Annotated in this window: 11 protein-coding genes; 7 read left to right on the forward strand and 4 right to left on the reverse strand. The window is 58.1% G+C overall.

Going from position 1 to position 13,590, the window contains the following annotated elements; translation table 11 throughout:
• Positions 1 to 11: 11 nt before the first annotated feature.
• Positions 12 to 1,385: a Trk system potassium transporter TrkA gene (gene trkA / locus ACZRKZ_RS19525; RefSeq protein ID WP_463967503.1), complete on the forward strand. Its 1,374-nt coding sequence runs from the start codon at positions 12 to 14 to the stop codon at positions 1,383 to 1,385.
• Between the two features lie 18 nt (positions 1,386 to 1,403).
• Entirely contained in the window at positions 1,404 to 1,715 is a 312-nt protein-coding gene (locus ACZRKZ_RS19530) for a hypothetical protein (RefSeq protein ID WP_463967504.1), read from the forward strand.
• Between the two features lie 132 nt (positions 1,716 to 1,847).
• Here ACZRKZ_RS19530 and ACZRKZ_RS19535 read toward each other — a convergent pair whose 3' ends face one another.
• Both ACZRKZ_RS19535 and ACZRKZ_RS19540 read right to left on the reverse strand, forming a co-directional pair.
• Positions 1,848 to 2,735, reverse strand: coding sequence for a lysophospholipid acyltransferase (locus ACZRKZ_RS19535; RefSeq protein WP_463967505.1), 888 nt, complete (start codon positions 2,733 to 2,735; stop codon positions 1,848 to 1,850).
• 40 nt (positions 2,736 to 2,775) lie between these two features.
• Positions 2,776 to 3,333: a DNA-3-methyladenine glycosylase I gene (locus ACZRKZ_RS19540; protein ID WP_463967506.1), complete on the reverse strand. Its 558-nt coding sequence runs from the start codon at positions 3,331 to 3,333 to the stop codon at positions 2,776 to 2,778.
• A gap of 81 nt (positions 3,334 to 3,414) precedes the next feature.
• Here ACZRKZ_RS19540 and glyQ point away from each other — a divergent pair, with 81 nt between their 5' ends.
• The 4 genes from glyQ (at position 3,415) to ACZRKZ_RS19560 (ending at position 7,813) form a co-directional block, all read left to right on the forward strand.
• Positions 3,415 to 4,368: a glycine--tRNA ligase subunit alpha gene (gene glyQ, locus ACZRKZ_RS19545; protein WP_133100625.1), complete on the forward strand. Its 954-nt coding sequence runs from the start codon at positions 3,415 to 3,417 to the stop codon at positions 4,366 to 4,368.
• Positions 4,365 to 6,419 carry a glycine--tRNA ligase subunit beta gene (glyS, locus tag ACZRKZ_RS19550; protein ID WP_463982475.1) on the forward strand — a complete coding sequence of 685 codons (2,055 nt, stop codon included), beginning with the start codon at positions 4,365 to 4,367 and terminating at the stop codon, positions 6,417 to 6,419. Before glyQ ends, glyS begins: the two co-directional genes overlap by 4 nt.
• Complete coding sequence (gmhB, locus tag ACZRKZ_RS19555) at positions 6,419 to 6,958, forward strand: D-glycero-beta-D-manno-heptose 1,7-bisphosphate 7-phosphatase (RefSeq protein ID WP_463982519.1); 540 nt, start codon at positions 6,419 to 6,421, stop codon at positions 6,956 to 6,958. The genes glyS and gmhB overlap by 1 nt, the downstream gene beginning before the upstream one ends.
• A gap of 84 nt (positions 6,959 to 7,042) precedes the next feature.
• On the forward strand, positions 7,043 to 7,813 hold the full coding sequence (locus ACZRKZ_RS19560) for a lysophospholipid acyltransferase family protein (protein ID WP_463982476.1): 771 nt from the start codon (positions 7,043 to 7,045) through the stop codon (positions 7,811 to 7,813).
• 181 nt (positions 7,814 to 7,994) lie between these two features.
• Here the strand turns inward: ACZRKZ_RS19560 and ACZRKZ_RS19565 are convergent, their stop codons facing one another.
• Both ACZRKZ_RS19565 and ACZRKZ_RS19570 read right to left on the reverse strand, forming a co-directional pair.
• Positions 7,995 to 10,298: a CHASE2 domain-containing protein gene (locus tag ACZRKZ_RS19565; RefSeq protein ID WP_463982477.1), complete on the reverse strand. Its 2,304-nt coding sequence runs from the start codon at positions 10,296 to 10,298 to the stop codon at positions 7,995 to 7,997.
• Positions 10,299 to 10,316: 18 nt separating this feature from the next.
• A complete protein-coding gene (locus ACZRKZ_RS19570) occupies positions 10,317 to 11,312 on the reverse strand; it encodes a FecR family protein (RefSeq protein WP_463982478.1) in 996 nt (331 codons plus the stop codon).
• Between the two features lie 888 nt (positions 11,313 to 12,200).
• On the opposite strand from ACZRKZ_RS19570, the gene ACZRKZ_RS19575 reads away from it, so the two are divergent.
• A complete protein-coding gene (locus tag ACZRKZ_RS19575; protein ID WP_463967511.1) occupies positions 12,201 to 12,920 on the forward strand; it encodes a response regulator transcription factor in 720 nt (239 codons plus the stop codon).
• The last annotated feature ends 670 nt before the right edge of the window (positions 12,921 to 13,590 follow it).

Below are 13,590 nucleotides of genomic sequence, written 5' to 3' on the forward strand. Positions count from 1 at the left end.
GGAGTGACCGGATGAAAATCATCATCCTCGGCGCAGGGCAGGTCGGCGGCACGCTGGCCGAGCATTTGGCCAGTGAAGCCAACGACATTACCGTGGTCGACACCGACGGCGAGCGCCTGCGTGATCTGGGCGACCGCCTCGATATCCGCACCGTGCAGGGCCGCGCCTCGTTCCCGACGGTGCTACGCCAGGCCGGCGCCGACGACGCCGACATGCTGGTGGCCGTGACCAACAGCGACGAAACCAATATGGTCGCCTGCCAGGTCGCCCACACCCTGTTCCACACCCCGACCAAAATCGCCCGGGTGCGGGAAGCGGCCTACCTGACCCGCGCCGGCCTGTTCGACAACGACGCGATTCCGGTAGACGTACTGATCAGCCCGGAACAGGTGGTCACCCATTACATCAAGCGCCTGATCGAACATCCCGGCGCCCTGCAAGTGATCGACTTTGCCGAAGGCAAGGCGCAGCTGGTGGCGGTCAAGGCCTACTACGGCGGGCCGCTGGTGGGTCAGCAACTGCGCCAGCTGCGCGAGCACATGCCAAATGTCGAGACGCGGGTGGCGGCAATTTTCCGTCGCGACCGGCCGATTCTGCCCCAGGGCGACACAGTGATCGAGGCTGACGACGAAGTGTTCTTCATCGCCGCCAAGGCAAATATTCGTGCGGTAATGAGCGAAATGCGCCGGCTTGATGAGAGCTACAAACGCATCGTCATCGCCGGTGGCGGGCAGATCGGCGAACGTTTGGCCGAAGCCATCGAAAGCCGCTACCAGGTGAAGATCATCGAGACGAACCCGGCGCGCTGCCGGTACTTGTCCGACACCCTCGACAGCACCGTGGTACTGCAAGGCAGTGCATCGGACCGCGACCTGCTGCTGGAAGAAAACATCGCCGACGCCGACCTCTTCCTGGCCCTGACCAACGATGATGAAGCCAACATCATGTCGTCCTTGCTGGCTAAACGGCTGGGGGCGAAGAAGGTGATGACCATCATCAACAACCCGGCCTATGTCGATCTGATCCAGGGCGGCGATATCGACATTGCCATAAGCCCGCAACTGGCAACCATCGGCACCTTGTTGGCCCACGTGCGGCGCGGCGATATCGTCAGCGTTCACTCGTTGCGCCGGGGCGCAGCGGAAGCCATCGAGGCGATTGCCCACGGCGACTCGAAGTCGAGCAAGGTGATCGGTAAGGCGATCCGCGACATTGGCTTGCCGCCTGGGACCACCATCGGCGCGATCATCCGTGATGAAGAGGTGATCATCGCTCACGACGACACGGTGATCGCTACCGGCGACCACGTGATTCTGTTCCTTGTGGATAAAAAACATATCCGCGATGTGGAGAAGCTGTTCCACGTGGGACTGAGCTTTTTCTGATCAACCGGAGTGACCGATATGCTCGAATCCCTGGAAAAAATGCTCGCCAAGGGTGTGGATAACTCGCTGCTGCGCTTTGGGTTGGGCAAGGGTTATCTGGACCTGAAAGACAATGCCAAGGCGGCCGAGCATTTACAGCAGTGCGTGGCGTTTGATCCAAAGTATTCGGCGGCGTGGAAGCTGTTGGGTAAGGCGCAGTTGGGACTGGATGATCGCGCAGCGGCGCGACTGGCCTGGGAGCAGGGGATTGCAGCCGCGCAGGCCCATGGCGACAAACAGGCAGAGAAAGAGATGACTGTGTTTCTGAAGAAACTCGATCGTCAGGCTTAAGCGGAACCCAATGTGGGAGCGGGCTTGCTCGCGAAGACGGTGTATCAGGTACACATTCAGTGACTGACACTGCGCTTTCGCGAGCAAGCCCGCTCCCACATTGTTTTGTGCCAACCTTGAGTCAGCCGTACATCAGTACCACCGCGCCTCACCCGGCGGGCGTTTCTTGAAGCGTTTCATGCTCCACATGTACTGGCTCGGATACGCCCTCACATACCGCTCCACCACCTTGCTCATCGCTGCGCAGGAAGTTGCGGTGTCGGTGCTGTACATGTCGTCTGGCGCCGCTTCGAGAATCACTTTGTACCCTGAACCGTCCGGCAGCCGTAGCGCATGCAGGAACACGCCAACGGCTTTACCGCCCGCCAGCATGTTCGGCACAAACTTGCTGGTCAGCGCCTGAGTGGCGAAGAACGGCACGAAGATCCCGGCAGACTCTGCCGGCTCCGGGTCGGCAGGAATACCCACCTGGCCACCTTTGCGCACTTCCTTGATGACGCTGAGGATGCCTTCCTTGGTGGACGCCGCCACCCGGTTGCCCAACTGCACCCGCTGTTTGCGCAGCAAGTCATCCACCGCCTTGAGCTTGGGCGGACGGTAGAAAATGATCGGCTTGCACTGGTTGCAATAGAAGTGGTTCAACACTTCCCAGTTGCCCAGGTGGCTGGTGATGCCCACCACGCCTTTGCCGGAAGCCAACGCTTCGTGCAGCACTTCCAGGCCTTCGACTTCGCGCACCAGGTCAATGGAGCGCTGGGCCGGCCAGATCCAGGCACAAGCGCTTTCGGTCAGGGACTTGCCGATGTCCATCAGGCTTTGCCCCACCAGGCGCTCTCGCTCGGCCGGGTCCATGTCCGGGAAGCATTTGGACAGGTTGATCCGCACCGTGTCACGGGAGCGATTGGGGGTTTTCCACATGATCCAGCCAATGGCCGTCCCCACGGTTTGCACAGCGCGCCAAGGCAGCAAGGCAAACACCCTCAGAGCGCCTACCAGCAAGGCGCCTTTAATCTTTTCCACAGGTCACTCCTGATGTTGTGCAGTGCGCAAAGCGACCATTCTAACCGCCGTTGGCGAGGGTAGCGTAACGATCACAGTCCAGGGTGTGGTCCATGACCATACCCGAGGCCTGCATAAACGCGTAACAGATGGTCGGTCCGACGAACGTGAAGCCGGCTTTTTTCAGGCCTTTACTCATGGCTTCTGCGATGGGCGTGACGGCCGGCACTTCGCTGCGATCCTTGAAATGATTGATGCTCGGCACACCGCCGACAAACGACCAGAGAAACCCTACCGGATCCTCCAAAGCCAGCCAGGCAACAGCATTGCGCCGGGCGGCATTGAGTTTCAGACGATTGCGGATAATCCCCGGATCAAGCATCAATGCCTCGATTTCTGCATCGCTCATCTGCGCCACCCGCTGTACATCAAAAGCGAACAACACCTTTCGATAGTGCTCGCGTTTGCGTAAAACGGTGATCCAGGACAGGCCCGCCTGGAACCCTTCGAGTAAAAGCAACTCGAACAAACCCTGCGCATCGCGTAGCGGCGTTCCCCACTCCTGATCGTGATAAGCCATGTACAGCGGATCTTCAGAACACCAAAAGCAGCGTGGCATAAGGCTCCAGGGGATGGTGGCGCGGCCGAATCGGGTATACTCCCGCTCTTTAAATCGCAGCCCAAGTAACAGGTGAATTTCGTGAGCCAGCCTACGCCAGCCGTGCGTACCTTCCAAGACTTGATCCTCGCCCTCCAGCAATACTGGGCCGAGCAAGGTTGTGTGGTACTTCAGCCCTATGATATGGAAGTAGGCGCCGGCACTTTCCACACCGCTACCTTCCTGCGGGCCATCGGCCCGGAAACCTGGAACGCCGCTTACGTGCAGCCCAGTCGTCGCCCGACTGACGGCCGCTACGGCGAAAACCCAAACCGCCTGCAGCACTACTATCAGTTCCAGGTGGTCTTGAAGCCTAACCCGGACAATTTCCAGGAGTTGTACCTGGGCTCATTGAAACATGTCGGCCTGGACCCGCTGGTCCACGACATTCGTTTCGTCGAAGACAACTGGGAATCGCCGACCCTGGGCGCCTGGGGTTTGGGCTGGGAAGTCTGGCTCAACGGCATGGAAGTCACCCAGTTCACCTACTTCCAGCAAGCGGGCGGCATCGAGTGCTACCCGGTGACCGGCGAGATCACTTACGGTCTTGAGCGCCTGGCCATGTACCTGCAGGGCGTGGATTCGGTCTACGACCTGGTCTGGGCTGACGGTCCGTTCGGCAAGGTCACTTATGGCGATGTGTTCCACCAGAACGAAGTGGAGCAGTCGACCTACAACTTCGAACACGCCAACGTCGAGAAACTGTTCGAGCTGTTCGACTTCTACGAAAGCGAAGCCAAGCGCCTGATCGAACTGGATCAGCCGCTGCCGTTGCCAAGCTATGAGATGGTCTTGAAGGCATCCCACACCTTCAACCTGCTGGATGCCCGCCGAGCCATCTCGGTTACCGCGCGCCAGCAATACATTCTGCGTGTACGCGCCCTGGCGCGTTCCGTCGCCCAAGCCTACCTGCTGGCTCGCGCCAAGCTCGGCTTCCCGATGGCGCACCCAGACCTGCGTGATGAAGTGTTGGCTAAGCTGGAGGCTGCACAATGAGTGCTCAAGATTTCCTGGTTGAACTGGGCACCGAAGAGCTGCCGCCCAAGGCACTCAATACCCTGGCCGACGCGTTCCTGGCCGGTATCGACAAGGGCCTGCAAGCCGCTGGCCTGGGTTATGAAGCCAAGAAGGTCTACGCCGCACCACGCCGCCTGGCCGTCCTGATCACCGCGTTGGCCACTCAGCAACCTGATCGCAGCATCAACCTCGACGGCCCGCCACGCCAGGCCGCCTTCGATGCTGAAGGCAACCCGACGCAAGCAGCCTTGGGTTTTGCCAAGAAGTGCGGCGTCGAGCTGAGCGAAATCGACCAGAGCGGTCCGAAACTGCGCTTCAGCCAGGTCATCAAGGGCAAGCCGACCGCAAGCCTCTTGCCGACCATCGTTGAAGACTCCCTGAACGACCTGCCGATTCCCAAGCGCATGCGCTGGGGTGCCCGCAAGGAAGAGTTCGTGCGTCCGACCCAATGGCTGGTAATGCTGCTCGGTGACCAGGTCGTCGATTGCACCATCCTCGCCCAGAAGGCCGGCCGAGATTCGCGTGGTCACCGCTTCCATCACCCGCAAAGCGTGCGCATCACCGCGCCGGCCAACTACCTCAATGACCTTCGCGCGGCCTATGTGCTGGCGGATGCCAATGAGCGCCGCGAGCTGATCAGCAAGCGCACTGAAGAGCTGGCCCGTTTGCAGGAAGGCACTGCCATTGTGCCGCCAAGCCTGCTGGACGAAGTGACCGCCCTGGTTGAGTGGCCAGTGCCGCTGGTGTGCTCGTTCGAAGAACGTTTCCTCGACGTGCCGCAAGAAGCGCTGATCACCACCATGCAGGACAACCAGAAGTATTTCTGCCTGCTGGACGTCGACGGCAAGTTGCTGCCGCGTTTCATTACCGTGGCCAACATCGAGAGCAAGGACCCGCAGCAGATCATCGAAGGTAACGAGAAAGTCGTTCGCCCGCGCCTGACCGATGCCGAGTTCTTCTTCAAACAAGACAAGAAGCAGAAGCTGGAAGACTTCAACCTGCGCCTGCAAAACGTGGTGTTTCAGGAAAAACTGGGCAGCGTCTACGACAAGGCTGTGCGGGTTTCCAAGCTGGCGGCCTACATCGCCCCGCGCGTTGGCGGCGACGCCACTCTCGCCGCCCGAGCCGGCCTGCTGTCCAAGTGCGACCTGGCCACCGAAATGGTCGGCGAGTTCCCGGAGATGCAAGGTGTTGCCGGTTACTACTACGCCCTCAATGACGGCGAGCCGCAAGATGTCGCCCTGGCCCTGAACGAGCAGTACATGCCACGCGGTGCCGGTGCTGAACTGCCGACCACCCTGACTGGTGCGGCCGTGGCCATCGCCGACAAGCTGGACACCCTGGTGGGTATCTTTGGCATCGGCATGTTGCCTACCGGCAGCAAAGACCCGTACGCCCTGCGCCGTGCGGCTCTGGGCGTGCTGCGGATTCTGATCGACAAGAAGCTCGACCTCGACCTGACCCAGGCCGTGGTGTTTGCCGTCGGCCAGTTCGGCGCCAACGTCAAGCAAGCCGGCCTGGCCGAGCAAGTGCTGGAGTTCGTCTTCGATCGTCTGCGTGCTCGTTACGAAGACGAAGGTGTGGACGTTTCGGTGTACCTGTCGGTACGTGCCCTGCAACCGGGTTCGGCGCTGGACTTCGATCAGCGTGTGCAAGCCGTACAGGCCTTCCGCAAGTTGCCGGAAGCCGATGCACTGGCCGCCGTGAACAAGCGCGTGTCGAACCTGCTGAGCAAGGCCGACAACCTCGGCAATGCTGAGGTTGACCCGGGCCTGTTCGCCGATGCCAAGGAGTTCTCGCTGAACTCAGCCATCGCCAAGGCGGAAAACGCGGTGAAGCCGCTGATCGCTGAACGCAACTACGCCGAAGCATTGGCGCGCCTGGCCACCTTGCGTGAGCCGGTCGATGCGTTCTTCGAAGCGGTGATGATCAATGCCGAAGATGCGGGCGTGCGGAAAAACCGCTACGCCATGCTGGCGCGTCTGCGTGGGTTGTTTATCAATATCGCTGACATTTCCGTACTGGGCTGATCATGTTGAAACTGCTGATTCTCGATCGTGACGGGGTGATCAACTACGACTCCGACGCTTACATCAAGTCGGTGGAGGAGTGGATTCCATTGCCCGGCTCGATCGAGGCCATCGCGCAGTTGAGCAAGGCGGGCTGGACGGTGGCAATCGCTACCAACCAGTCCGGCATCGCCCGTGGCTACTACGATGTTGCCACCCTCGATGCCATGCACGCGCGTTTGCGCACATTGGTAGCTGAGCAGGGCGGTGAAGTGGGGCTGGTGGTTTACTGCCCACACGGGCCGAATGAGGGCTGCGCTTGTCGCAAGCCAAAACCGGGCATGCTGAAAATCATTGCAGAATATTACAATGTGCCGTTGACGGGCCTATGGTTCGTCGGGGACAGTCTCGGTGACTTGGAGGCGGCCAAAGCCGTCGACTCACAACCAGTTTTGGTAAAAACCGGAAAAGGCGAAAAGACCCAGGGTAAAAACCTGCCGGTAGGCACCTTGATTTTTGACGATCTGGCGGCGGTTGCCACAGAACTTATCAATAACTAGCAGCACTTCTGACTTCCTGATCAAGGACTGTTCGGGAGCGCGCTTTTAACAGGCGGGCCTCGGCCCGCAACGGTAAATGCCGCCATGTCGATCTTGCAGGCCATCAGAACCTTCTTCTTTTACCTGCTGCTGGGCACCAGTTCCTTCCTCTGGTGCACCCTGAGCTTTTTTATCGCGCCTTTTTTGCCATTCAAGGCGCGCTATCGTTTCATTAATGTTTTTTGGTGCCGCTGCGCGTTGTGGCTGACCAAGGTGTTCCTGAACATTCGTTTCGAGATCAAGGGCGCCGAAAATGTCCCGGACACACCCTGCGTGATTCTGTCGAACCACCAAAGCACCTGGGAAACCTTCTTTCTGTCGGCGTATTTTTCGCCATTGAGCCAGGTGCTCAAGCGTGAACTGTTGTACGTGCCATTCTTTGGCTGGGCCATGGCTATGCTGCGGCCGATCGCCATCGACCGCGACAACCCCAAGGCCGCGCTCAAACACGTGGCGAAGAAGGGTAACGAGCTGCTCAAGGACGGGGTTTGGGTACTGATCTTCCCCGAAGGTACTCGCGTGCCGTTCGGTACGGTCGGCAAATTTTCACGCGGTGGTACGGCGTTGGCGGTCAACGCTGACCTGCCGGTCCTGCCGATTGCCCACAATGCCGGCAAGTTCTGGCCGAAGACGGGTTGGGCTAAATTCGCGGGCACCATTACCGTGGTGATCGGCGAACCGATGTACGCCGATGGCAGCGGCCCGCGTGCCATTGCCGCGCTCAATGACCGTGCTGCGGCCTGGAATGAAGCACAACAAAGAGCCATGGGTTCGCTGCCGCCTTTACCGGTTGCAGAAGATCAGACGGTGATTTGAGTTTCTGTGGATAAGCTGTGTACGGTTTGTTGAAAAATTGTAGTTTTTTGATTGTAGGTCGATGATTTACCTACATATTTCTCAAGCTCATAAAACAACTGAAATAGTGCATAAGTTTTTTCAGCAGTAAAAAACCGGCCCTTAAGGCCGGTTTTTTATGCACAGGTAAAAAGCCTGCTATTTAGTCTTTCCAGAGAGGCAGTTGCAGCCTGAACACAGTGCCTTCGCCCACGACGCTCTCACACCCGATACGGCCAGCATGACGATCCACCACCGCCTTGACCATGGTCAGGCCCAGCCCCAATCCTTCGCTGCCCTGGGCAGAGGCGAAGCGTCGGTATTGGCTGAACAGATCAGGTAAATTCTCAGCCGCGATGCCTGGGCCCTGATCCTTGATGTGGCACTCCAAGTATTCTCCTGTGCTTTCGAGGCTCAAGGTGACGGTCGTACCGGACGGGCTGTATTTAATCGCGTTCTCCAACAGATTGAACAAGGCGCGAGTCAGCAGCGATTGATCAGCCCAAACCATTTCCTCACCGGCCTCATCCAGGTCATGAACCAACTGGATGCCTTTCAACTGGGCCAGTAGCGCAACCTGGTCAAACGCATCGAGCACCAGCATGGCGAACAAACTGGACTGGAACTGATAGCCGTCGGATTCGGCTTTGGCCAGTTGGACAAACGACTCGGTCAGGTTCAAGGCGCGGCGCACTTGTTGTTCTATCTGCACAAATACAGGCGCGACCTCTGGGGATTCATGGCGTTGGACATCCAGCAACGCAAGAATCGCCGAATGAGGCGCCCGCAGGTCGTGAGACAGGAAGCGCAACAGGGTTTCCCGCTGCAGCTGGGCATCACGCTCAATGCTCAAGTCTGTCAGGCTCAGCAGCCAGCCCAGGGCCACATCGCCATCCGCCGGCAGAAGCGGGGCAAGGTCCAGGCGCAGGCTGCGTTGCTGGGTGTCACGAAATTCGAGAATTTCCAGGGCAGACAGGGGCGGGCGAGTGCCGTCCAGTAAAGGCGGATAGCCCAGCGCGGCGAGCTGTTCCAGCAGGTTCTCAGTAACCAGTTCACTACCAAACACATCACGGGCGATGCGGTTGGCCAACAGGATGCCGCCCCTCGGGTCTGTGATCAGCGTGGCCACCGGCAAACACTCCAGGCCATCGGCCATAAAACGCCGGGTGTCGCGAGTACGGCTGACAGCTTGCTCCAGAGCGAAGATCCGCCCCTGCAACACATCGCCGTTACTGGCGGGCGCACGACGACGTTCCGGCAGCACGTTGGGCTCGCTGTCCAGGCGTGCCAGCTCCCAGCCGAAATAGGCCAGGATTACGCTCAGGCGACGCCAATTCCAGATCAGGTAGCCAAGCAGCAAACCGATCAGGCATGCCCCCGGCGACCACCAGCCACCAAGGCGCAACAGCCCCCAGGAACCAAGGAGCGCGGCGCTCATGCACCCCAGGGTCAACCACAATGCATAACGCGGGCGAAACAGCAGCAGGCCCAATAGCAGCGCAACCATCGAGGTGCCCATCAACGTAGCCAGCCAAACGGGCAAGACGGTGATGCTGCGCCCTTGCAACAGGCCATTAAGGATATTGGCCTGGATCTCGACACCTGATGTGGTACCCACGCTGGCCGACAATGGCGTGACGTATCGATCCCCCATGCCTGGGGCGGTGGCACCCACCAGAATCAGGCGATCACGCAACAACTCAGGCGGGACTTCACCGCGCAAGACGCTGACGTAGGGCACACTGGGAAAGCCATCGTCGGTGTCGATGTAAGGAATCCGAATGGCATTTTCCCGCTGCCAATCGGCCCTGTCTGACGGGGCAGACAACCCGGGCATTACCGCCTGCCGCCCGGTCAGTTCGAACGCCAGCCATGCCAATTGAGGTGTCATTCGTCCCGGCGGGCCTTCACGCAGATAAAGGCTGCGGACAATGCCGTCGCTGTCCGCTTCAACATTGATATGGCCGACGCCTCTGGCGCAATCGCGAAGGGGCAGTACGGGCAGGATTTGCACCACCGGTTGACCGTAGCGCGGCGTGCCTTCTCGGATCAGCGGCAGCAACACATTGCCGGCATTGCAGAGCGCCTGGGCCAGCCGTTGATCGCTGGCGGGATCACGAGCCGCTTCGCTGAAAATCACATCGAACAAAATACCGGCAGGTTTAGCGGCGCTCAGTTGATCAATCAGGTCGGCATGCAGGCGGCGTGACCAAGGCCACTGACCCAGCTGCTTGAGGCTGAGGTCATCGATGGTCACTAGCAGAATACGCGGATCAACCGGTAAGGGAGCCAAGCGGCGCAGGCTGTCATACAACAGATTATTGAGCGCAAGGCCAGGGCTCAGAGACAGGAATGCTGTCATTGGCAGCAGCAGCAGGCTGATGCACAGCCACTCCCGTACCAGGCCGTAAAACAGCCGCTGAGCTTGAGTCGGCTGGCGCTTTTCAGCCCTGCGCCAAAACCTCACCGGCCGGTCGCCACAACGCTACTGCACACGGGTAGCGGGCGGGTAATAGAAAATGTCATAGACCCCGGCTTCCCCCTCCAGTCCCTGTTCATCAAAAGCAGATACGCGAACGTGATAAAACGATGCTTTCAATCCAGTGAAGCTCAAGTGCGGCTCACTGGAAAAGTTTTCCTGCTTGATGTTCATAAACGCTTTATCAGTGGCCACTTGGGCACGATAACGCTGGGCACCCGGTTGCGGGCGCAGGTACAGGGTCCAGACCGGCGCATTGCCCTTCTGGCCGTCCTGGCCGATCAGTCTGGGCGCATCCAGCAACTCTACAGTCTTGAGCTCGCCCTGTTTTTTGAGCAGTACACCTTGGCGGGCACCAACCTTCACTTCGCCTTCCACAGGACCTACCGGCAGCTGCTTTTTCGTTGTTCGCCCGGCCGTCGGCGGTTCTGTGCGATTAACCGCCACTTGACCATTGAGCACCTCGACAACTGATTGCTCGTCATCGTTACGCACGCGAAAGTGGGTGCCACGCACCCCAAGCACACCCACCGGAGTCACGATCTGAAAACGATCATAGTCGCTGGCGCGCTTGAGCACATACGCCTCAACCTGACCCTGCTCCAGGAACACCTGGGGAATTGCCTGCTCTTGCACCAGGTTCAATCGAACTTGAGAACTGGATGGCAACACGACTCGCGAACCATCCCCCAGCAGCAGACTGACAAACGCCGATGGGGAGGTTTTCACGCTTTCCTGCTCATCAATCAGCATGCCTTCCTCCAGCACGCTCGACCGCCCTTTGGCATCCAGCTTCCAGGCTTCGCCTGTAAGGTGCTGGACAACCGCAGGCAAGGGCTGTGCGCGACATAAATGATTGTCATCGATGTAAGGCGCACGGACAGGGGCGGGCCGCGCCATGACAGACAGGCTGCTGACACAGAGCGTAAAAATCAGGCCTGAGCCCAACAACGAGAAGAGGGCAGAACGATATCGGCAGGGAAAGAAGGTCATGGTGCTCATCAAGATTCTAATTCTAATGGTTCATCAGAAAGCACGTTTAGAAAGCGTCTTGCGGCGGCAGGGACCTTGAATGCTGCCTACGATACCCGATGACGCATCGCACTCGATAGCCGTAATGTCTGGCGCATTGGAAGTGATCGTCGGCTGGCCGGTGATCCATTGAAGAGGATGACACGTCCATGTGTCGACCAGATCAACAGTGTCGATCCGGGGTGTACATCGAAGAGATACTGTCCCTCATATCCCTGCGACGACAGTTCACGGCGAACCATGCACTGCGGTTGACACGTCCAAGTGTCGCAGGTGCATCCCGCACGCCTGCTTTTGTTACACAGCAATAGAGAATTTACCTACAGCGACGGCGCATAGGGGGATTTGCAACATTTGTTCAGATTTAGAATATCCACCGTTGGTTTTGCAAACGTACGCTGGCTTGTTGAAACTGCGGGGGCGCCTCTACGTTACGCAACCCTGCGTATCCCAGAGAGTCACCTGACTCACTGGGCATGTGCAACTCATCGAATGGAATGGGTTGTACCGGATTGCAGGCATCAACCGTTTCCGGGCCTAGGCTTGCCGCGGTGGCCATCATCAACATTGTTCCCCACACACTGACCTTCTGCATGACGACCTCTCGTCCCGACATAGCATAAAACCTGATTGCCATTGATCCTTTTCCTGAAGGTCTTGAGCCGGTATCTTTCCAGCTGGGTACTCGCGAGATTCAACTGCCTAACGGCTATTTGATATCAGCGTACCGAGAGATCCAGGGATCAGAGAATTTGGCCATAATTGTTCAGATTCAATGGTCGGCATCTGCGCAGTAGTGCCCCTCATGAAATCGAGCCGACGCCTCTGCAGTACTCTTCAAGAAGAAAGGACCCTCCCATGCGTGTCGCTATACTGGATGACGAACCTGCCGAATTACGGCGGGTGGAACAGACACTGCGACAAATCCCAAGCGCTTCGGAGCAGCCATGGACGCTGCATTGCTTCGAGCGCGGTGAAGACTTGCTACGCCAACTGCGCCGAGAAACCTTTGACTTGCTGGTGCTCGATTGGCAGCTGCCTGATCTCAGCGGCCTGGCGATCCTGCGCTGGACCCGCGAACACCTGGACGCACCACCGCCAGCCATAATGCTCACCAGCCGCGATGCCGAAAGCGACATCGTCCAAGCGTTGAACAGCGGAGCGGATGATTACGTCAGCAAACCCTTTCGTCCCAATGAACTCAAGGCACGGGTCACAGCGGTCCTGCGGCGCCACGGTTTACAGAAATCCGCAGCAAGCGAAGTATTAACCTTCAATGACCTGACGTTTGATGACGCAGAGTTGACGGTCACACGGGGCGGGAACCCTATCAACTTGACCGAGCGTGAATACCGACTGGCACGCTGCCTATTCGCTAACCTGGCGCGGCCACTGTCTCGTGAATACCTCTATGAGCGGTTTTGGACCCATGAGGAAATGGTGTCTTCACGGCCGCTTGATACTCATATCTATCGGCTGCGTAACAAGCTGGGATTGACGGCTGATCGGGGATGGCAGTTGCTGACTATCTACGGATATGGCTATCGGCTGGAGAGTGTGGCAGCCGCTAGCGCTTAAGAAGAAGGCACCTTCTCAGATGTTCCACGTGGAGCATTTAGAAAATTTGCGATTCTTTGCTCAATAAAAAAGGCCAACGCTAAGCGTTGGCCTTTTTTTGTTTTGCTTCGCAGCTGTAGGTTCGCAAAATAGATGATTCCGGACGCCCAGCAAACGCTGGAAGAAAATCATCTTTTCTGTGAGTGCCTGGCGGAGGAGTCACAGAAAAGATGAGAAAAGCCTACTGGATTAACAAAATAGATGAGCTCTCGGAACAGACACAGCTTTCTCAGCTTGGCCGCTCATCAACAAGGTTTTCGCTCTCAACAGAGGGCACCATAAACTCTGGCAGTGGAGCGCGCATGCCGGTGATGCCGTAAGGTGGGTGCCCATGCCGCCAAGCTTTTGAGCTTGGTCCTGCCAATACCATTGGTGGTGGGATAGGGTCGTGTAGACCTAAGGGGCCCGGCCTATTCTTTAAATTCAGGCAAGAAAATGCCCAACTTCACCATAGCTAGTGTTCGGCCGATATTTTGCCAATGTGGGGGCTGCTAAAGTATCCAGCTTGCTGTTACCGGCAAAAGACCAATGACAGACATCTTTGGGGTCACCTCAAGAGTTCTAATAGCACGCAGCAATTCAATCAATTCAGCATTCACTACATCTCATTCCTAGCAGGACTTCGCGCAAT

This window comes from Pseudomonas sp. c313 (assembly GCF_055407145.1).